Below are 18,872 nucleotides of genomic sequence, written 5' to 3' on the forward strand. Positions count from 1 at the left end.
GTGCCGCGCATGCCATCCTCCCAAACCCGATGGCATAGCGAATCATCCCACAGCCCCAAACGGAAGCCTTTTTCCGCAGCCTGCTAGAGCCGATTCAGGTTCGAAATCGGAACCGCAGATGCGGTCCGGTTTCGAGCGATCGGCGCTAATGGTCCGTGCCGTGCAGGATGGCGTCGCGCAGGCCGGTCTCGTAGGCGAGGCCCTCCGGCGTGACGCTGACCTGACCGCTCGGCGACGGCTGCGCCAGACCCTTGCGCATCAGCGCCATCCACACCCCGGTGTTGTCGAGACCGCTGGCGTCGGCCTTCATCACCACATAGCGGCCGATGTGAAAATGATCCCCATGCGGATGCGGCAACCGGCCGATCTGCACCATCCCCGTCTCCGGATCGGTGGTGGCGGTGGCCGGATCCTCGGCCAGGGCCTGCAACAGCGTCAGGGTCTTGAGCTGGAGCTTGTTCAGTTTCAGCGGGTTGGCCTTGGGCGGCATGGCGGCGCATCCGGATGGTGGGCGGGTGGCGGGACGGATCAGGTGGTTGGCGGCGGCTTGGGGCGGGCGCCGAACACGGCGGTGCCGACGCGCACATGGGTGGCGCCCAGATGCACGGCGGTCTCGTAGTCGCCGCTCATCCCCATCGAGACCACGGGCAGCCCGGCGCGCGCGGCGATCCCGCGCAGCAGGGCGAAATGAGGGGCCGGCTCCTCGTCCGCCGGCGGGATGCACATCACCCCGGTGACCGGCAAGCCCAGGGTGTCGCGGCAGTGGGCGATGAAGGCCTCGGCCTCGGCCGGGGGACTGCCGGCCTTCTGCGGCTCCTCGCCGGTGTTGATCTGCACCAGACAGGCCGGCCGCCGTCCCTGGCGGTCCATCTCCTTCGCCAGCGCGGCGGCCAGCTTGGGCCGGTCGACGCTCTCGATGACATCGAACAGGGCCACCGCCTCGGCCGCCTTGTTGGATTGCAGCGCCCCGACCAGATGCAGCTCCAGATCCGGATAGCGGGCGCGCAGCGCCGGCCACTTGGCCTGGGCCTCCTGCACCCGGTTCTCGCCGAACACCCGGTGCCCGGCGGCCAGGGCCGCCTCGGCCCGGTCGGCACCGTGGGTCTTGGCGACCGCCACCAGGGTGACGGCCTCGGGCGCGCGGCCGGCCTCGCGGGCGGCGGCGGCGATACGGTCCTTGACCGCGGCCAGATTGGCGGCGATGTCGGGCAGGGGCGCGGAGACGGCGGCGGGAGGCGTCATGGACAGCGGCACGGTGAGGGTGGGACGGCGGGATGACGAGCGATGAGGGCGCCCAGCCTAGCAGACGCGGCCCACCGCCTGGAAGCGGCCCGCGACCGCCGGGGCCGCGCGCTGCCCCGGCTGTGGCTGGTGAGCGATCCGGTCCGGCTGCCCGACCCGGCGCCGCTGCTGGCCCGCCTGGGGCGGGGGGGTGGCCTGATCTGGCGCCCCTACGGGCTGGACCGATCCCCGGCCCGCGCCCAGGGGCGGCGGCTGCGGCACCTGACCCGGCGCGCCGGCGTGGTGTTTCTGGTCGCCGCGGACGCGCGGCTGGCGGCGGCGGTCGACGCCGACGGCCTGCACCTGCCCGAGGGGCTGGCCCGCCACGCCGTGGCGGCGCCGGCCCTGGCCTGGGCGCGGCGCGGCCGCCGGCTCAGCGTGGCCTGTCACGGCGCCCGGGCGCTGGCGCGGGCGCGGGCGCTGGGCGCCGACATGGCGGTGCTGTCGCCGGTGTTCGCCACCGCCAGCCATCCCGGCGCCGTCCCCCTGGGGCCGCTACGCTTCGCCGCGCTCAGCCGGCGCGCCGGTCTGCCGGTGGTGGCCCTGGGCGGCGTCACCGGTGCCCGCGCCCGCCGTCTGCCGCCCGGCACGGCGGCCGGGCTGGCGGCGGTGTCGGGGCTCGGGACCTAACGCCAACCCTTTGGTCCCACGCCGGCGGGCGTCTATGATGCCGCCGAGCCGACCGATCCGCCGCCCGCCGCCAGCCCCGGGGAGACGATGAGCAAGAGCCGCAAGACCGCCGCGCCGAAACGCCCTGCCGCCGGCACGCTGTCGCACCTCGTGCCGGGGGCTCAGCCGGCCGTTGGTGCGGGCCGGCCCGATCGTCCGGGCGGTGCCGATCCGCGCCGGCTGGCGGCCGAGGGTCACCGCCATCTGGCCCAGGGCGACCCGCGCGCCGCCGAGCCGCTGTTCCGTCAGGCGCTGGCGCGCGACGACCGCTGCGCGGCGGCGCTGGGCGGGCTGGGCATCGTTGCCGCCCGCGCCGGGCACCTGGAGGACGCCGCCCGGCTGTTCCACCGCGCCGCCGCCGTCGAACCCAGCGTGCCCGATCACGCCCTCAACGCCGCCAGCGCCCTGTGGCACCTGGGCCGCCGCGACGCGGCGCTGACCGTGCTGGCCGAGGTGGCACGAGCGGCGCCCCGTGTCGCCCGGGTCCGGGTGGCCCACGGCAAGGCCCTGGTCGAGACCGGCGCGCTCGCCGCCGCCGAGGCCGAGGCCCGGGCGGCGCTCGATTGCGCGCCGCACGACGGGGCCGCCCTGGCGCTGCTGGGGCGGGCGCTGCTGCGCGCCGGCCGGGCGGGCGAGGCCGTCGCGCCGCTGCGCGCCGCCGTGGCCGCCGCCCCGGCCGACACCGGAGCGGCCAACGACCTGGCGATGGCGCTGTCGGCGCTCGACCGCCGGGCGGAGGCCGTCACGGTGCTGCGCGCGGCGGTGAAAACCGCCCACACGCCAAGAGATAGAATATTCCTTGACCTCAATCTTGCCGGAACCCTGCTCGCCGATCAGCGCGCCGACGAGGCCGAGACGGTGCTGGACGACCTGCTGCGCCGGGCGCCCGATCACGTCGGCGTCCACCTCACCCTGGGCGACGCGCGCCAGCGCCAGGGCCGGTTCGAGGCCGCCCGCGCGGCCTATCACGCCGCCCTGGAGCGCGAGCCCGGCAACGTCCTGGCCCTGCGCGGGCTGGTGAAGTCGGGCCGCATCGCCGCCGGCGACCCGGTTCTTGACACGCTGCGCGCCGCCGCCCAGGCGGAGCGCGCGCCGCGCACCACCCGGATCGAGGCCCTGTTCGCGCTCGGCAAGGCCCTGGACGACGCCGGCGCCGACCCGGCCGAGACCTTCGCGGCCTTCACCGAGGCCAACGCCCTGCAACGCCAGGGCCGCCCGGACGACATCCCGGACCGCGCAACCCTGGTCGACCGCTCGATCGCCGTCTTCACCCCGGCCCGGATCGCGGCCCTGGCCGGACTCGGGTCCGACAGCACGCGGCCGGTGTTCATCGTCGGCCTGCCGCGCTCCGGCACCTCCCTGATCGAACAGATGATCGCCAGCCATCCGGCGGTGGTCGGGGCCGGCGAGCTGGGCACGCTCCCGAGGGTGCAAGGCGACCTGCCCGCCCGCCTGGGCACCGCCGCCCCGTATCCGGACTGCCTGGCCGACCTCGACCCGCCGGCCGCGCGCGACCCCGTGGCGGCGGCGGCGGCGGACGTGCTGGCGGCGCTCGACGCGGCCGCCCACCGCGCCGGCACCTCCGACGCCCTCCGGATCAGCGACAAGCTGCCGGACAACGCCATGCGGCTGGGGTTGATCGCCCTGCTGTTTCCGCAGGCCCGGGTGATCGTCTGCCGGCGCGATCCGCTCGACACCGGGCTGTCGCTGTTCCAGCAGAACTTCTCCGACGGCATCCCCTACGCCAACGGCCTGGAGACCATCGGGCAGGCGATGATCCAGCACGACCGCCTGATGGCGCATTGGCGCGCCGTACTGCCGCTGGAGATGCTGACGGTGGACTACGAGACCCTGGTCCACGACCTGGAGGGCGAGGGGCGGCGCCTGATCGGCTTCCTGGGGCTGCCCTGGGACGACGCCGTGCTGCGGTTCCACGAGACCGACCGGGCCGTCTACACCGCCAGCAAGTGGCAGGTGCGCCAGCCGGTGTTCACCGCCTCGGTCGGGCGCTGGCGCCGCTACGCCGACCAGCTGGCACCGCTGCGGGCGGTGCTGGAGCCGGCCGGGCTCCTCGATCGGCCGGTCTGAGCCCGGATCCGCGGGGCCTTTTCCGCCGGCCGGTCGGTGCGTATGGTGCGGCCGGTTCCCGTTCCGAGAAAGGACCGCCCATGGTCGCCGTCCTGTTCGTCTGCACCGGCAACATCTGCCGCTCGCCCACCGCCGAGGGCATTTTCCGGCACAAGGTGGCCGCCGCCGGGCTGGACGCCCGGATCGTCATCGATTCGGCCGGCACCACCGGATTCCACGTCGGCGAGCCGCCCGACCCGCGCGCCGCCCGCGCCGCCCAGCGCCGCGGCTACAGTCTCGACGGACAAATGGCGCGCCGGGTCAGCGCCGCCGACTTCGCCCGCTTCGACCTGCTGGTGGCGATGGACCAGGGACACCACAGCCGTCTGCGGGCGCTGGCGCCGGACGCCGCGGCCCAGGCCCGCGTGGTGATGATGAGCGACTTCGCCCGCCGACCCGGCGGGCCGCGCGACGTGCCCGATCCGTACTACGGCGGCGGCGACGGCTTCGAGCGCGTCCTGGACATGCTGGAAGACGCCGCCGACGGCCTGCTCGACCACCTGCGCCCGGGCCTGGAGCCGGCGTAGTCAGGGCGAGTCGGACATGGCCCGGCGCCCGCCGATCAGGAACTCGGCGTTGCCCTCCGGCCCGGTGATCGGGCTGTCGGTGAGGCCCAGCACCGTCCAGCCCGGCAGCCCCGCCAGCCAGGCCCGGATGGTCTCGCAGACCTCGGCGTGCAGCGCGGGGTCGCGCACCACGCCGCCCTTGCCGACCCGCTCGCGGCCGACCTCGAACTGCGGCTTGATCAGCGCGACAAGCGCCCCACCCGGCCGCACCCGCGCCAGCGCCGCCGGCAGCACGGTACGCAGGCCGATGAAGCTGGCGTCGCAGACGACCAGATCGACCGGCTCGGGGACGTGGTCGGCCGTCAGGTGGCGGGCGTTGGTGCGCTCCCGCACCACCACCCGGTCGTCGGTGCGCAGCCTGTGGGCGAGCTGGCCGTAGCCGACATCGACGGCATAGACCCGCGCCGCCCCCCGACTCAGCAGCACGTCGGTGAAGCCGCCGGTGGAGGCGCCGACGTCCAGGCACACCGCCCCCGCCGGATCGAGCCCGAAGTGATCGAGCCCCTGCACCAGCTTGAGGCCGCCGCGCGACACCCAGGGGTGATCCTGGCCCTTGAGGGTCAGGGGCAGATCCGCCGCCACGCGCTGGCCCGGCTTGTCGAGGCGGCGGGTGTCGGCATAGACCAGCCCGGCCATCACCAGCGCCTGGGCGCGCGCCCGGGTCTCCACCAGGCCCCGGTCTACCAGAAGCTGGTCGAGACGCGGCCGCTCTGCCGCCCGGCCGTGCCCGCCCGGCCGCGACGTCACGCCTCGCCCCGGGTCCAGATCGGGTCCTTCAGGCGCGCCAGAAACGCCGCGTGCGCCTCCAACTCGGCCGCCGTCGCGGCATGCGGGCGCGGCGCGCGATCGGGCCGCGCGACCGGAACCGCCCCGGCGTCGTCCGCCGCCCCCGCGCCGCCGGCGTCGCCCACCAGCCGGAAGCCCGGTTCGCGCCCGCCGATGAGCTGGAGATAGACCTCGGCCAGCAGCTCGCTGTCCAGCAGGGCGCCATGCAAGGTGCGGTGGGCATTGTCGATGCCGAAGCGCCGGCACAGGGCGTCCAGGCTGGCCGGCGCGCCGGGATACTTGCGCCGGGCCATCCGCACCGTGTCCACGGCCCGCTCCATGGGTAGCGGGTCGCGCCCGATCCGCCCCAGTTCGGCGTTGAGGAATCCCATGTCGAAGTCGGCGTTGTGAATCACCAGCGTGGCCTCGGCCACGAACGCCAGGAACTCGTCGGCGATGTCGTGGAAGCGCGGCTTGTCGGCCAGGAATTCGGCGCTGAGGCCGTGCACCCGGAAGGCCCCGTCCGGCATGTCCCGGTCGGGGTTGAGATAGACGTGATAGGTCCGCCCGGTCGGCATGTGGTTGAGCAGCTCCAGCGCGCCGATCTCGACGATGCGGTCGCCCTGGAGCGGGTTCATGCCGGTGGTCTCGGTGTCCAGCACCACCTCGCGGGTCATGGCGCGGTCCTCTCGGTTCGCAGGTCGCGCACCAGCCGGCGCACCCGCCGATAGGCCGGTGCCATGCCGAGGCCGGTGTTGACGACGACATCGGCGCGGCGCCGCTTCTCCGGCTCGGGCATCTGGCGCGCCCGCACCTGGGTGAGCCGCTCCGGGGTCATGCCGGGGCGGCGCAGCACCCGTTGCGCCTGCAGGAAGCGCGGCGCGGTCACCAGCAGCACCCGGTCGCAGCGGCGCTCGCCGCCGGTCTCGAACAGCAGCGGCACGTCCAGCACCACCAGCCGTCGCCGCGCCAGGGCCTGGCGCATCAAAAACCGGTGTTCGGCGGCGCGCACGCGCGGATGCAGGATCGCCTCCAGCCGCTTCAGGGCCGCAGTGTCGCCGAACACCCGCGCGCCCAGCGCGGCCCGGTCCACGGCCCCGCCCCGCACCACCCCGGGGAAGGCGGCCGCCACCGCCGCCACCGCCGCCCCGCCGGGGCCGAGCAGCCGGTGCACCACCGCATCGGCGTCGTGGCACGGCACATTCAGGCGGCGCATCATGCGCACCGCGGTGCTCTTGCCCATGCCGATGGAGCCGGTCAGGCCCAGCACCGTGAGGCGCCGCCCGCCCAGCCGGGTGCCGCGCCGCGGCCGGCGCCGGTCGGTGGCCCGCGTGGCCTGCCCGCCCCGCGCGTCAGTCATCGCCGCGGCCATCCAGGACCGCCCGGCGCAGGTCGTCGGTCACCGCCGGCTCGACCCCGAACCAGGCCGCGAAGCCGGGCCGGGCCTGGTGCAGCAGCATGCCCAGGCCGTCCACCACCCGGTGACCGCGCGCCCGCGCCGCCGCCAGCAGCGGCGTCTCCAGCGGGACGTAGACCAGATCGGTCACCACCGCCTCGGGCGCCAGGGCGGCGAGGTCGAGGTCCAGCGCCGGCTGGCCCTGCATGCCCAGGGTGGTGGTATTGGCCAGCAGGGCCGCCCCCTCCAGCGCCCGGGCCGCCTCGACCAGGGGCGCCACCGTGATCGGCCCCCCCAGGGCCGCGGCCAGGGCCTCGGCGCGCGCCGGCGTGCGATTGAGCAACCGGATCTCCGGCGCGCCGGCCTCCAGCAGCGCCGCGCACACCGCCCGCGCCGACCCGCCCGCGCCCAGCACGACCGCCGGGCCGGCCTCGGCCCGCCAGTCCGGCACGCCGTGGCGCAGATTCTCCAGAAAGCCGAAGCCGTCGGTGGTGTCGCCGCGCAGGCCGCCGTCCTCGACCACCAGCGTATTGACGCTGCCGGCGCGGCGGGCACGCTCGGTCAGGCTGTCGCAGACGCGCAGCGCCAGTTCCTTGTGGGGTACGGTCACGTTGGCCCCCGCGAACCCCAGCGCGGGCAGCGCCCGCAGCGCCTGCTCGGCCGTCTCGGGGGCGACCGCCAGCGGCACGTAGAGGCCGTCGATGCCGTGTTCACGCAGCCAGTAGCCGTGCAGGCGCGGCGACCGCGAATGCGCCACCGGCCAGCCGATCACACCGGCGACCCGCGCCGCCCCGCTGGGCAGTGGCAGGCTGTCGGGACGCAGCAGCGGGGCGTTGTCGTTGGCTTCAGTCATGACGATGGCGGTCACCGGCATTCGGTCACTCAGGCGCGCACCACACCGTGGGCGCGCAGCATCTCCAGCAAGGGCAGCAGCGGCAGACCCAGGATGGTGAAGACGTCGCCGGTGACGCGCGCGAACAGGTGCGCTCCCAGGCCCTCAAGCTGGTAGCCGCCCACGCTGTGCGACACCGCGTCGCCCATGGCGTCCAGGTAGCACGCCAGGAACGCGTCCGAAAAGGGCCGCATGGTCAGGCGGGCGGTGTCGGCGGCATGCCAGATCCGCGTGCCGTCGCGCACCAGCACGGCAACGCTGACCAGGCGGTGGGTGGTGCCGCGCAGGTGGCGCAACTGGGCCTCGGCGGCCGCCCGGTCGGCGGGTTTTTCCAGCCAGTCGCTCGGTCCCCTGTCCCCCGTCTCCAGAATCTGGTCCGCCCCCAGCACCAGCGCGCCGGGATGGCGGCGGGCGACCCGCATCGCCTTCAGCTCCGCCAGGGTCTCGGCGGCGCGGGCCGCGTCGGCCCCGTCCGCCCGCAGGGACTCGCGCACCGCCGCCTCGTCCACCGCCGGGGTCTCGATCGCGGCCAGCGGCACCCCGGCGGCCTCCAGCAGACTGCGGCGGGTGGCGCTGCCGGACGCCAGCACCAGCGGCGGGGCGTCGCCCGATCCGGCCAGGGGGACCGCCGTCACCAGAACACCCCCTTGTTGCGCTGGATGCGCTGGATGATGGCGGCCGCCACCTCCTCGATCGACTTGCGGGTGACGTCGATCACCGGCCAGCCGCGCCGCGCGAACAGCCGGCGCGCCCGGGCCACCTCGCCTCGCACCAGTTCCTCGTTGGCGTAGTCGCTGTCGACCGGCTCGTGCATCACCCGCAGGCGGTTGCGGCGCAGGTCGGACAGACTCTTGGGCTCACGCGTCAGGCCGATCACCAGCGGCTGGCCGCCCGTCAACTCCAGCACCGGATCCGGCACCGGAATGCCCGGCACCAGCGGGATGTTGACCGCCTTGTAGCCCTTGTTGGCCAGGTACATGCAGGTCGGCGTCTTGGACGTTCGCGACACCCCCAGGACGATCACATCCGCATCCTGCAACCCATCCAGGAGCTGCCCGTCGTCGTGCGCGAGGGTGTAGTGGATGGCGTCGATGCGCCGGAAATAGGCGTCATCGAGGGTGTGCTGGCGCCCGGGATCGGTGCGGAACTCGGCCTGGAAGTAGTGCTTGAGGGTGTCCATGACCGGATCAAGCACCGAGACGCAGGGCACGCCCAGCTCGCGACAGGCGTCCTCCAGCACGGCCCGCACCTCTGGATCAACCAGGGTGAACAGCACAACCCCAGGATTGTTCTCGATGCCCTCCAGCAGGCGCCGGATCTGGCCCGGCGTGCGCACCAGCCACCACAGGTGCTGATGGACGCGCGGAATCGAATCGAACTGCACCAGACAGGCGCGCACGGCGCTGCTGACCGTCTCGCCGGTGGCGTCGGACACGAGGTGAAGATGATGCTCGGTCACGGCGGCACCCTTTAGGCGAAGGGGCGGGAGGGACCCGGTCGCGCCGCGGCGCGGCCCGGGCAACGGATGGAACGCCGGCATTGGGGCGGGCTCAAGGCACCGCGGCCCGTCGGCGCAACCGGCCGACGCCGAACCGACGGGGTTGGCTGGGGACATCCCTGTGCAGGGCGCACGGGACAGCGGGGATAACCGGGGTCGGATCACAGGCCCCCGCTTTTTACTCCCCTTCGGTGCCGCGGTCACCCCTTCGGATATCCCCATGGGGACGGGGTTATCCCCGCCATCCGGATCCCGGGGATCGGATCCGCACCGGCGTCAGTTATCCCCAGGATCCACAGGATCAGGGCGGAGGCCGGCGAGTCCGGCGGCCGGCGGGCACCGACTCGGAGTCCGGTCGCGGAGTCGTCCCGCGCGTCGTCCCCAGGGCCGGCGCGGTCGCCGCCGCGGCCGTGCCGGTTGCGGATGGCGCTGTGGACAGCCGGGGATCCCCGTCTCGCCCCCGCCCAACAACCCCTCCATCCCTTTTCTTTATAGTCCTGACTGTTTAGAAGGAGGGGCCCCGCGCCGGCGTGCCGTGCCGCCGGCGTCGGCCCGACCTGTCTGTCCCGCCTTGCTGCCATCCGGAGTCCGCCCGTGTCAGACCCCCGCGTTGCCTCGTCCGAAAAACCGTTCCTGCGTACCCTGGCGGGGGAGGCGGTGTGGCCGCCGCCCGTATGGCTGATGCGGCAGGCGGGCCGCTACCTGCCCGAGTATCGCGCGACGCGGGAGACGGCGGGCGGGTTCCTCGACCTTTGCTATACGCCGGACTTCGCCATCGAGGTGACGTTGCAGCCGTTGCGCCGCTACCGGTTCGATGCCGCGATCCTGTTTTCCGACATCCTGGTGGTGCCGCATGCCCTGGGTCAGGACGTGGCCTTCAGGGCCGGTGAGGGGCCGGTGCTGGATGCCCTGAAGGATGAGGCCGACCTGGCGAAGCTGGACGTCGGGCGCGTGCTCGATCACATGCGTCCGGTGCTGGAGACGGTCAGCGGCCTGGCCAAGGCGATCCCGGAGACGACGGCCCTGATCGGCTTCGCCGGGGCGCCCTGGACGGTCGCCACCTACATGATCGAGGGGGGCGGCTCGAAGGACTTCGCCACCACCAAGACCTGGGCCTACGGCCGCCCCGACCTGTTCGGCCGCCTGATCGACACCCTGGTGCAGGCCACCGGCGACTACCTGATCGCCCAGATCGACGCCGGCGCCGAGGCGGTGCAGATCTTCGACACCTGGGCCGGGGCGCTGCCCGAGGCCGAGTTCATGCGCTGGGTGGTGGAGCCCATCGGCCGCCTGACCCGACGGATCCAGACCGAGCGCCCGGGCGTACCCGTCATCGGCTTTCCGCGCGGGGCCGGGGTGCTGTATCCCACCTTCGTGCGTGAGACCGGGGTGACCGGGGTGAGCCTGGACACCAGCGTGCCCTGCGCCTGGGCGGCCGAGGCCGTGCAGCCGCTGGCCGTGACCCAGGGCAACCTGGATCCCATCCATCTGGTGGCCGGCGGCCCGGCCTTGGACGCCGCCACCGATCACGTGCTGTCCACGCTGTGCGGCCGGCGCCCCCACATCTTCAACCTGGGGCACGGCATCGTCCCGCAGACGCCGCCGGACTCCGTCGCCCGGATGATGGAGCGCATTCGCAACGCCCCGCGGCCCGCGTAAGCCTCACGCGGCCCGCGGCCGCGGCCGGTCCGGTGCGGCGGCGGGATGGCGAGGGTCTGGAGATGTCATGAGCCGACTGGCGGTCGTACTGTTCAACCTGGGTGGGCCGGACAGCCTGGACTCGGTCAAACCCTTCCTGTTCAACCTGTTCAACGACCCGGCGATCATCGGCGCACCGGCGCCGGTGCGCTGGGTGCTGGCCAAGCTGATCTCGTCGCGGCGGGCGCCGATCGCCCGCGCCATCTACGAGCAGATCGGCGGCAAGTCGCCGCTGGTGCCGCAGACCGAGGCCCAGGCCACGGCGCTGACGGCCGCGCTGGAGGCACGCGGGGTGGCCGACGCGGTGGGCGTGTTCCTAGCGATGCGCTATTGGCATCCGATGACCCGCGCGGCGGTGGACCGGGTCAAGGCGTTCAAGCCGGACACCGTCATCCTGTTGCCGCTCTACCCGCAGTACTCGGGCTCGACCAGCGGATCCTCGCTCACCACGTGGGTGCGGACGGCGGAGAAGCGGGGCCTGACCGCCGAGACCCACACCATCTGCTGTTACCCGACCCAGGCCGGCTTCGTCGCCGCCATGGCCCGGCTGACCCGCGAGGGGGTCGAGAAGGCGCGCGCCCACGGCCGGCCGCGGGTGCTGTTCTCGGCCCACGGGCTGCCCAAGATCAGCATCGAGAAGGGCGATCCCTACCAGAGTCAGGTGGAGATGACCGCCGCCGCCATCGTTGCGGCGATGGGGGTGCCGGACCTCGACTGGGTGGTCTGCTACCAGAGCCGCGTGGGGCCGCTGGAGTGGATCGGCCCCGACACCGATTCCGAGATCGAACGCGCCGGCCACGACAAGGTGCCGGCGGTGGTGGTGCCGCTGGCCTTCGTCTCCGAACACTCGGAAACGCTGGTCGAACTGGATATCGAATACGGCGAGTTGGCGGAGGCGCGCGGCGTGCCCGCCTATGTGCGGGTGCCGACCGTGCAGGCCGACGCCGCCTTCATCGACGGCCTGGCCGATCTGGTGACCCGGGCGGTGCGCCCGGAGAGCGGCGACGGCTGCCTGATCGAGGCCGGACCGGCGAAGGGCCGCCTGTGCTCGCAGGTGGGCAGCCGGGTCTGCGACGCGAAATGGACGATGTGTCCGCACGTGCAATCAGAAGAAACGGATATAAGAAACAGAGATAGTAAGCGGGCAGATGAAGGGGCGCACCGGGAAAACGGGAAAACGGGAAAAGGAAACGGCGGATGGAATACCTGAACTTCCTGCGGCTTCTTGGCCTGGATAGCTATTACGAGTGGGTGCACGTTGTGCACATTCTCAGCGTCATTACCTGGATGGCCGGGCTGTTCTACCTGCCCCGTCTGTACGTCTATCACGCCATGGAAGAGGCCGGTTCGGCGACGTCGGAGCGCTTCAAGGTCATGGAGCGGCGCCTGCTCAAGGGCATCATGAACCCGTCGCTGATCATCGTGGTGATCACGGGCCTGCTGCTGTGGGGCGACTGGCTCACCATGGGCTGGATGCACGTCAAGCTTCTGCTGGTCGTGGGCATGCTCGCCTGTCACGGCCTGTATGCCCGCTGGCGCAAGGACTTCGCCGCCGACCAGAACACCCACAGCCACACCTTCTACCGGGTGTGGAACGAGGTCCCCACGGTGCTGCTGCTGATCATCGTGCCGCTGGTGGTCATCAAGCCGTTCTGAGGACAGGCTTCGGGGGCGGTCCGCCGGCGCGGTCCGCCCCGCATCCTTCGGGTCCCGACTCTGGCATCGGCGCGCCATCTGGTGTAAGCGGGGAGAACCTCACCGCACACCGCGACCGACAGCAGGGATCCGAGACGACCATGGCCGGTCATTCCCAGTTCAAGAACATCATGTACCGCAAGGGCGGTCAGGACGCGAAGCGGGCCAAGCTGTTCACCAAGCTGGCGCGCGAGATCACCGTGTCCTGCAAGGTCGGCTCGCCCGACCCCGACGCCAACCCGCGCCTGCGGGCCGCCATCGCCGCCGCCAAGCAGGCGTCGATGCCCAAGGACAACATCGAGCGGGCGATGGCCCGCGCGACGGCGAGCAGCGACGGCGCCGACCTGGAGGAGTTGCGCTACGAGGGCTACGGCCCCGGCCAGGTGGCGGTGATCGTCGAGTGCCTGTCCGACAACCGCAACCGCACGGCCGCCGAGGTCCGCGCCGCCTTCAACAAGCACGGCGGCACCATGGGCGAGACCAACTCGGTGGCGTTCAACTTCGAGCGCGTCGGGCTGATCCGCTACCCGGCCGAGGCGGGTGACGCCGACGCGATGCTGGAAGCCGCCATCGAGGCCGGCGCCGACGACGTGGTCAGCGACGACAGCGGCCACGACATCTATTGCCAGCCGGACGACCTGAACGCGGTGCGCGAGGCCCTGACCGCCGCCCGGGGCGAGCCCGAGACGGCGCGCCTGGACTGGCGCCCCAACAGCACCGTGCCGGTGGACGAGGCGACGGCGCAGACGCTGCTCAAGTTCCTCGACGTGCTGGACGACAATGACGATGTGCAGCGGGTGGCGGCGAACTACGAGATCGCCGACGACGTGTTGCAGAAGCTGAGTGCCTGACCCGTCGCGTCCGCCTGCGCAGGCCGGCCCGACGGCGGTTCGCCGGCTGGCGATGGGGAGACGGTCCGGTCCGTTTCGCGCCGCGACGCCGGCGGGGCCTGCAATGACGCCGCTCTCGTGAAGGAAACCGCATGCGCATCCTGGGGCTGGATCCGGGTCTGCGGGTCACCGGCTGGGGCGTGCTGACGGCTGACGGCAACCGGCTGTCGCACGTGGCCGACGGCGTGGTGACCAGCGACGACGACGCCGATCTGGCGGTGCGGCTGGCCCAGCTCCATGACGGCGTGATGGCGATCATCGACCGTTACGAGCCGGCCGAGGCCGCGGTGGAAGAAACCTTCGTCAACCGCAACCCGTTGAGTACCCTCAAGCTGGGCCAGGCGCGGGGCGTCGTGATGCTGGCGCCGGCCCGCTGCGGCCTGCCGGTGGCGGAGTACACGCCGAACGCGGTCAAGAAGGCGGTGGTCGGGCGCGGCCACGCCGAAAAGGGACAGATCGACCTGATGGTGCGCATGCTGCTGCCGGGCTGTACCCCGGACCGGCCGGATGCGGCGGACGCGCTGGCGGTGGCCATCTGCCATGCCCATCGGCGCGCCGGCCTTGCGGCCCTGGTGGCCGGGGCGGCGGCGCGATGATCGCCTTTCTGCGCGGTGTGGTGCACAGCGTGGCCGAGGACGCGGCGGTGCTGGACGTGCACGGGGTCGGCTACCTGGTGTTCTGCTCCGGCCGCACGCTGGCCGCGCTGCCGGCGCCGGGCGGGGCGGCCGACCTGGTGATCGAAACCCATGTGCGCGAGGATCACATCCACCTCTACGGCTTTACCGACGCCCTGGAGCGTGACGCCTTCCGCCTGCTCGGCACCGTGCAGGGGGTCGGGGCCCGGGTGGCGCTGGCGATCCTGACCGTGGTCCCGGCGGACCGGCTGGGGGGCGTGCTGGCGGCGCAGGACAAGACCGCCCTGACCCGCGCCGCCGGGGTGGGGCCGAAGCTGGCCGGGCGGATCGTGTCGGAACTGAAGGACAAGGCGGCGGCCCTGGGCGCGCCGCCGGTGGCGCGGCCGCCGGGGGTTGCCGTGGACGGCGGTGCCGCTTCGCCGGCCGCTGGCGACGGCGGCGTGATCGAGGACGCCACCTCCGCGCTGGTCAATCTGGGCTACGGCCGCGCCGAGGCCTGGGCGGCGGCCACCGAGACCGCGGCCGGTCTGGGCGAGACCACCAGCGTCGAAACCGTGCTGGCTCAGGCGCTGCGGGCGCTGGGACAGCGGAGCGCATAGGATGGCCGCCACCGACCGCGACGATCCGTCCCGCGACCGCCTCGTCTCCGGCGCCGCCCAGGCCGAGGATGGCGGCGACGCGGCCCTGCGGCCGCGCACCTTCGATGCCTTCGTGGGTCAGCGCCTGGCCTGCGAGAACCTGCGCGTGTTCGTGCAGGCCGCGCGCGGCCGCGGCGACGCCATGGACCATGTGCTGCTGCACGGCCCGCCCGGCCTGGGCAAGACCACCCTGGCCCAGATCATTGCCCGCGAACTGGGGGTCGGCTTCCGCGCCACCGCCGGGCCGATGATCGCCAAGGCCGGCGACCTGGCCGCCATCCTGACCAACCTGGAGCGTGGCGACGTCCTGTTCATCGACGAAATCCACCGCCTCAATCCCGCCATAGAGGAGGTGTTGTATCCGGCGATGGAGGATTTCCAGCTCGATCTGATCATCGGGGAGGGGCCGGCGGCCCGTTCGGTGCGGATCGACCTGAAGCCCTTCACCCTGGTGGGTGCGACCACCCGGTCGGGCCTGCTGACCACGCCCCTGCGCGACCGCTTCGGCATTCCCGTGCGCCTGACCTTCTACGAGCCCGAGGACCTGGAGGCGATCGTGCGCCGGGGCGCGGAGATGCTGGGCCTGGCCCTGACCGCCGACGGCGCGGCCGAGATCGCGCGCCGCGCGCGCGGCACGCCGCGTGTCGCCGGACGCCTGCTGCGGCGGGTGCGGGACTTCGCCGCGGTGGCCGGCCGGGCCACGGTGGACCGCGTGGCGACGGATGCCGCGCTGCGCCGCCTGGAGGTGGATGCGCGCGGCCTCGACGCCATGGACCGTCGCTACCTGGAGTGCCTGGTGCGGCACTACGGCGGCGGGCCGGTGGGGGTGGAGACCATCGCCGCCGCGCTGGCCGAGGCCCGCGACACGCTGGAAGAGGTGATCGAGCCGTTCCTGATCCAGCAGGGGCTGATCCAGCGCACGCCGCGTGGCCGCATGGTCAGCGAGAGCGGCTACCGCCATCTCGGGCTGACGCCGCCGCCACGTCCGGCCGCCACCCAGTACGACCTCCTGGGCGGCCAGGACGGAGACGACGAGACCGACCGCCGGCCCAAGACCCCGAACGGGGATGCCGAGGAGGAGGGACCAGACTCGTGAGTGCGACGCAGCCGTCCACGGACCCGGTGCCCGCCGGTGGCGTGTTCCGCAACGGTGTGCATGTGTTTCCGGTGCGGGTGTACTACGAGTGCACCGACGCCGGCGGCATCGTCTACCACGCCGACTACCTGCGCTTCGCCGAACGCGCCCGCACCGAGATGATGCGCCGCTTCGGGCTCAGCCATCAGGACTTGATGGTCGAGGCCGGCGTGGGCTTCGCGGTCCAGCACTGCGAGGCCACGTTCCACCGCCCTGCCCTGCTGGACGACCTGCTGATGGTCGAGACCCGGATCCTGGAGCTGGGCGGCGCCAGCATGCGGGTGGCGCAGGACATCCGCCGCGACCAGCAGCCGCTGGTCTCGCTGCGCCTGCGGCTGGCGGTGATGAACGGCCACGCCCGGCCGGCGCGCATTCCCGAAGCCCTGCGGCGCGCCCTGCGCGCCCACCAGACCGTCGGCGCGCCCGACGATCCCCCGCCGCAGTCATGACGGACACCCCATGGACACAGTGATCTTCGACATCGCCGGGAGCCTTGGCGACTGGGCCGCCACGCTGGGCAGTGGTATGGCCGATCTGGTGCAGGCGGAACCGCCCCGGCCCGATGCCGCCCCGGTCGCTCCGGCCGGCCGCGAGACCCTGCCCGATGCCCCCGGCGGCGGCCTGCTGAGCCCGCCGCCCCTGGCCGGCGCGCCCGACGGGATCGCCGCCACCAAGCTGGACCCGATCAGCCTGTTCTGGCAGGCCGACATCATCGTCAAGGGGGTGATGCTGCTGCTGGTGTTTGCCTCGGTCTGGTCGTGGGGCATCATCTTCGACAAGGTGGTGCGTCTGCGCGCCCTGTTCCGGCGCGCCGATGCCTTCGAGGACCGGTTCTGGTCCGGCGGCTCGCTCGACGACCTCTACGACCGCCTGGGGCCGAACCCGCGCGACCCCATGACCCTGCTGTTCACCGCCGCCATGCGGGAGTGGCGCCGCGCCACCGGGCGCGACGGGGCCGGCGGCCTGACCGCCAGCCTGCCGCAGCGGGTCGAGCGGGTGATGCAGATCACCATGAGCCGCGAGATGGAGGGGCTGGAACGCCGCCTGGGCTTTCTGGCCTCGACCGGCGCGGTGGCCCCCTTCGTCGGGCTGTTCGGCACCGTCTGGGGCATCATGAACAGCTTCCACGCCATCGGTGCGTCGCGCGACACCAGCCTGGCCACGGTGGCGCCGGGCATCGCCGAGGCCCTGTTCGCGACCGCCATCGGGCTGGTCGCCGCCATCCCGGCGGTGGTGGCCTACAACAAGCTGTCCAACGAGATCGACCGCTACGCCCGCCGGCTGGAGACCTTCGCCGGCGAGTTCAGCGCCATCCTGTCGCGCCAGATCGAGGAGCGCGGCGGCGGCGCGGCGTCCTGACCGTCCCGCCCCGCGTTCCGTCGTCCGACCCGCGACCCCGACACGAGGACCCGCGCCGATGGGGGCCAGCCTGCAACCCCGCGGCTCCGGCGGTGGGCGCCGCCGCCGCCAGCCGATGAGCGACATCAACGTCACGCCCCTGGTGGACGTGATGCTGGTCCTGCTCGTCATCTTCATGGTCACGGCACCGCTGCTGGTGACCGGTGTCGACGTCGAACTGCCGCGCGCCGCCAGCCCCAGCCTGGACCAGGACAACACCGCCCTGACGGTGACGGTGCAGGCCGACGGCGCCCTGTTCCTGAACCAGACCGAAGTGCCGCTGGAGTCCCTGGCGGCGCGGGTCGACGCCATCACCGGCGCCAACCCCGAGGCCCGCGTCTATGTGCGCGGCGACGCCGGCGTGCCCTATGGCCGGGTGATGGCCGCCATGGGCGCGCTGTACGACGGCGGCTATCGCCGTGTCGCGCTCATCACGCAACCGCCGTCCACGGCCGGCGGGGCCGCGGCGGCGCAGTGACCGGCGCGATGGCAACCGAGTGATGCGATCATGACGCGCGGTGTTCTCGTCTCCGCCCTGATGCACGGCGCGATCGTGGTGATCGCGTGGCTGGGGCTGCCGCAGATCCTGCGGGAGCCGCCGGAGCGTCAGGCCATGCTGGTCGAGCTGGTGGAGATCGGCGAGGAAACCACGTCGATCACGCCGGTGCCGACACCGCCGCAGCCAGAGGCCGACCCGGACCCGGAGCCGGCGCCCCAACCTCCCCCCGAGCCGGCGCCGCCGCCTCCCGCGCCCGAGCCGGAACCGGCTCCAGAACCGGTCCCGGAGCCGGAACCGGCGCCCGCGCCCGAGCCTGTCCCGGATCCCGTGCCCACGCCGGAGCCGGAGCCAGCACCCGAGCCGGAACCCGTGCCCGAACCCGACCCTGAACCGCAGCCGGAGCCCGAGGCGGTCACCGCCCCGGCGCCGCCCGTGCCGGTCGCCAAGCCGGTCGCCCCGCCGCGTCCGCCACAGCGCACACCGCCGGCGCAGACCGCCGCGACGCCGCCGGCCGCGCAGCCCGACGCGCCGGACACGGTGTTCGACTCGATGCTGCGCGACCTGACGGGTGAGGGGGGGGCTGCCAGCGAGCCGCGCGCCGAAACCGGGGCGGCCGCGCCGCGCTCCAACACCGGAGGCCGGCTGTCCGACCGCCTGACCATGACCCAGCTCGATGCCTACAAGATGCGCATCGCCGATCACGTCCGGTCCAACTGGCGCTTCAACGTGGGCGGCCGCGACGTGCTGCGCATGTCGGTCGAGATCCGGGTGCGGGTGCAGCCCGACGGCACCGTAGTGGGGGCGGAGGTGATCGGCGGCTCCGGATCCTACGGCGGCGACCCGTTCTTCACCGCGTTCGCGGATTCGGCCCGACGGGCGGTGCTGTTGTCCAGCCCGCTGCCGATTCCGCGCGAGTACTACGACTACTTCAACGACTTCACGTTCGTGTTCACACCGCAGTAGGCTGTGCCCATCCGCCGTCGCGCAGGCGACCGGTCCGGGTGGGACCAGGCATGACGAATTGTTCATGGCCGGGAAAGGCCGCGGTTAGTGCGGGGTGGGTACGCTTGGAACCGTTGAGAGCGTCCCC

Annotated in this window: 22 protein-coding genes; 14 read left to right on the forward strand and 8 right to left on the reverse strand. The window is 73.1% G+C overall.

Features of this window, described 5'->3' with window-relative positions; all coding sequences use genetic code 11:
* Positions 1-145 precede the first annotated feature (145 nt).
* Positions 146-490 (reverse strand): hypothetical protein, encoded by a 345-nt coding sequence (locus GGD88_RS15030; protein ID WP_184436898.1) that lies wholly within the window; start codon positions 488-490, stop codon positions 146-148.
* 38 nt (positions 491-528) lie between these two features.
* Positions 529-1,242, reverse strand: a complete 714-nt coding sequence (locus GGD88_RS15035; RefSeq protein ID WP_184436900.1) for a YggS family pyridoxal phosphate-dependent enzyme — start codon at positions 1,240-1,242, stop codon at positions 529-531.
* A 42-nt stretch (positions 1,243-1,284) separates the two neighbouring features.
* Between GGD88_RS15035 and GGD88_RS15040 the strand changes: the two genes are divergently transcribed.
* From GGD88_RS15040 to GGD88_RS15050, 3 genes are all read left to right on the forward strand, one after another.
* Positions 1,285-1,911, forward strand: coding sequence for a thiamine phosphate synthase (locus tag GGD88_RS15040; RefSeq protein WP_184436902.1), 627 nt, complete (start codon positions 1,285-1,287; stop codon positions 1,909-1,911).
* Positions 1,912-1,998: 87 nt separating this feature from the next.
* Positions 1,999-4,038, forward strand: coding sequence for a tetratricopeptide repeat-containing sulfotransferase family protein (locus GGD88_RS15045; protein WP_184436904.1), 2,040 nt, complete (start codon positions 1,999-2,001; stop codon positions 4,036-4,038).
* 80 nt (positions 4,039-4,118) lie between these two features.
* Positions 4,119-4,604, forward strand: a complete 486-nt coding sequence (locus GGD88_RS15050) for a low molecular weight protein-tyrosine-phosphatase (RefSeq protein WP_184436906.1) — start codon at positions 4,119-4,121, stop codon at positions 4,602-4,604.
* On the opposite strand, the gene GGD88_RS15055 is transcribed toward GGD88_RS15050, so the two are convergent.
* From GGD88_RS15055 to GGD88_RS15080, 6 genes are all read right to left on the reverse strand, one after another.
* Positions 4,605-5,390, reverse strand: coding sequence for a TlyA family rRNA (cytidine-2'-O)-methyltransferase (locus GGD88_RS15055; protein WP_184436907.1), 786 nt, complete (start codon positions 5,388-5,390; stop codon positions 4,605-4,607).
* Positions 5,387-6,085, reverse strand: coding sequence for a DNA polymerase III subunit epsilon (gene dnaQ, locus GGD88_RS15060; protein WP_184436909.1), 699 nt, complete (start codon positions 6,083-6,085; stop codon positions 5,387-5,389). The genes GGD88_RS15055 and dnaQ overlap by 4 nt, the downstream gene beginning before the upstream one ends.
* On the reverse strand, positions 6,082-6,768 hold the full coding sequence (gene coaE, locus GGD88_RS15065) for a dephospho-CoA kinase (RefSeq protein WP_184436911.1): 687 nt from the start codon (positions 6,766-6,768) through the stop codon (positions 6,082-6,084). Before coaE ends, dnaQ begins: the two co-directional genes overlap by 4 nt.
* Positions 6,761-7,606, reverse strand: a complete 846-nt coding sequence (locus GGD88_RS15070; RefSeq protein WP_184436961.1) for a shikimate dehydrogenase — start codon at positions 7,604-7,606, stop codon at positions 6,761-6,763. The genes coaE and GGD88_RS15070 overlap by 8 nt, the downstream gene beginning before the upstream one ends.
* A gap of 80 nt (positions 7,607-7,686) precedes the next feature.
* Complete coding sequence (locus tag GGD88_RS15075) at positions 7,687-8,331, reverse strand: Maf family protein (protein WP_343056388.1); 645 nt, start codon at positions 8,329-8,331, stop codon at positions 7,687-7,689.
* Positions 8,328-9,155: a pyruvate, water dikinase regulatory protein gene (locus GGD88_RS15080; protein WP_343056389.1), complete on the reverse strand. Its 828-nt coding sequence runs from the start codon at positions 9,153-9,155 to the stop codon at positions 8,328-8,330. The genes GGD88_RS15075 and GGD88_RS15080 overlap by 4 nt, the downstream gene beginning before the upstream one ends.
* A gap of 633 nt (positions 9,156-9,788) precedes the next feature.
* Between GGD88_RS15080 and hemE the strand changes: the two genes are divergently transcribed.
* From hemE to GGD88_RS15135, 11 genes are all read left to right on the forward strand, one after another.
* Entirely contained in the window at positions 9,789-10,853 is a 1,065-nt protein-coding gene (gene hemE, locus GGD88_RS15085; RefSeq protein WP_184436915.1) for a uroporphyrinogen decarboxylase, read from the forward strand.
* Positions 10,854-10,920: 67 nt separating this feature from the next.
* Positions 10,921-12,102 (forward strand): ferrochelatase, encoded by a 1,182-nt coding sequence (gene hemH, locus GGD88_RS15090; RefSeq protein WP_184436917.1) that lies wholly within the window; start codon positions 10,921-10,923, stop codon positions 12,100-12,102.
* Complete coding sequence (gene hemJ / locus GGD88_RS15095) at positions 12,090-12,548, forward strand: protoporphyrinogen oxidase HemJ (protein WP_184436919.1); 459 nt, start codon at positions 12,090-12,092, stop codon at positions 12,546-12,548. The genes hemH and hemJ overlap by 13 nt, the downstream gene beginning before the upstream one ends.
* 140 nt (positions 12,549-12,688) lie before the next feature.
* Positions 12,689-13,438 (forward strand): YebC/PmpR family DNA-binding transcriptional regulator, encoded by a 750-nt coding sequence (locus tag GGD88_RS15100; protein WP_184436921.1) that lies wholly within the window; start codon positions 12,689-12,691, stop codon positions 13,436-13,438.
* A gap of 131 nt (positions 13,439-13,569) precedes the next feature.
* Positions 13,570-14,073 (forward strand): crossover junction endodeoxyribonuclease RuvC, encoded by a 504-nt coding sequence (gene ruvC, locus GGD88_RS15105; RefSeq protein WP_184436923.1) that lies wholly within the window; start codon positions 13,570-13,572, stop codon positions 14,071-14,073.
* Entirely contained in the window at positions 14,070-14,711 is a 642-nt protein-coding gene (gene ruvA / locus GGD88_RS15110) for a Holliday junction branch migration protein RuvA (protein ID WP_184436925.1), read from the forward strand. The genes ruvC and ruvA overlap by 4 nt, the downstream gene beginning before the upstream one ends.
* A gap of 1 nt (position 14,712) precedes the next feature.
* Positions 14,713-15,846: a Holliday junction branch migration DNA helicase RuvB gene (ruvB, locus tag GGD88_RS15115; RefSeq protein WP_184436927.1), complete on the forward strand. Its 1,134-nt coding sequence runs from the start codon at positions 14,713-14,715 to the stop codon at positions 15,844-15,846.
* Positions 15,843-16,334, forward strand: a complete 492-nt coding sequence (locus GGD88_RS15120) for a YbgC/FadM family acyl-CoA thioesterase (RefSeq protein WP_343056390.1) — start codon at positions 15,843-15,845, stop codon at positions 16,332-16,334. Before ruvB ends, GGD88_RS15120 begins: the two co-directional genes overlap by 4 nt.
* A gap of 10 nt (positions 16,335-16,344) precedes the next feature.
* Complete coding sequence (tolQ, locus tag GGD88_RS15125) at positions 16,345-17,244, forward strand: protein TolQ (protein WP_343056391.1); 900 nt, start codon at positions 16,345-16,347, stop codon at positions 17,242-17,244.
* Between the two features lie 58 nt (positions 17,245-17,302).
* Entirely contained in the window at positions 17,303-17,761 is a 459-nt protein-coding gene (locus GGD88_RS15130) for a biopolymer transporter ExbD (protein WP_184436929.1), read from the forward strand.
* Between the two features lie 30 nt (positions 17,762-17,791).
* The gene (locus tag GGD88_RS15135; RefSeq protein WP_184436931.1) at positions 17,792-18,745 is read left to right on the forward strand and encodes an energy transducer TonB; all 954 of its coding nucleotides are present in this window, start codon (positions 17,792-17,794) and stop codon (positions 18,743-18,745) included.
* Positions 18,746-18,872: the final 127 nt, after the last annotated feature.

Source organism: Roseospira goensis, from assembly GCF_014197795.1.
Lineage (GTDB): Bacteria > Pseudomonadota > Alphaproteobacteria > Rhodospirillales > Rhodospirillaceae > Rhodospira > Rhodospira goensis.

Coding starts and splice junctions, on each gene's coding strand:
- GGD88_RS15130 (WP_184436929.1), top strand. CDS start 17,303: ATGGGGGCCAGCCTGCAACCCCGCGGCTCCGGCGGTGGGCGCCGCCGC.
- GGD88_RS15040 (WP_184436902.1), top strand. CDS start 1,285: ATGAGGGCGCCCAGCCTAGCAGACGCGGCCCACCGCCTGGAAGCGGCC.
- ruvC (WP_184436923.1), top strand. CDS start 13,570: ATGCGCATCCTGGGGCTGGATCCGGGTCTGCGGGTCACCGGCTGGGGC.
- ruvA (WP_184436925.1), top strand. CDS start 14,070: ATGATCGCCTTTCTGCGCGGTGTGGTGCACAGCGTGGCCGAGGACGCG.
- ruvB (WP_184436927.1), top strand. CDS start 14,713: ATGGCCGCCACCGACCGCGACGATCCGTCCCGCGACCGCCTCGTCTCC.
- GGD88_RS15100 (WP_184436921.1), top strand. CDS start 12,689: ATGGCCGGTCATTCCCAGTTCAAGAACATCATGTACCGCAAGGGCGGT.
- dnaQ (WP_184436909.1), bottom strand. CDS start 6,085: ATGACCCGCGAGGTGGTGCTGGACACCGAGACCACCGGCATGAACCCG.
- GGD88_RS15030 (WP_184436898.1), bottom strand. CDS start 490: ATGCCGCCCAAGGCCAACCCGCTGAAACTGAACAAGCTCCAGCTCAAG.
- hemH (WP_184436917.1), top strand. CDS start 10,921: ATGAGCCGACTGGCGGTCGTACTGTTCAACCTGGGTGGGCCGGACAGC.
- GGD88_RS15050 (WP_184436906.1), top strand. CDS start 4,119: ATGGTCGCCGTCCTGTTCGTCTGCACCGGCAACATCTGCCGCTCGCCC.
- GGD88_RS15045 (WP_184436904.1), top strand. CDS start 1,999: ATGAGCAAGAGCCGCAAGACCGCCGCGCCGAAACGCCCTGCCGCCGGC.
- GGD88_RS15135 (WP_184436931.1), top strand. CDS start 17,792: ATGACGCGCGGTGTTCTCGTCTCCGCCCTGATGCACGGCGCGATCGTG.
- GGD88_RS15035 (WP_184436900.1), bottom strand. CDS start 1,242: ATGACGCCTCCCGCCGCCGTCTCCGCGCCCCTGCCCGACATCGCCGCC.
- coaE (WP_184436911.1), bottom strand. CDS start 6,768: ATGACTGACGCGCGGGGCGGGCAGGCCACGCGGGCCACCGACCGGCGC.
- hemJ (WP_184436919.1), top strand. CDS start 12,090: ATGGAATACCTGAACTTCCTGCGGCTTCTTGGCCTGGATAGCTATTAC.
- tolQ (WP_343056391.1), top strand. CDS start 16,345: ATGGACACAGTGATCTTCGACATCGCCGGGAGCCTTGGCGACTGGGCC.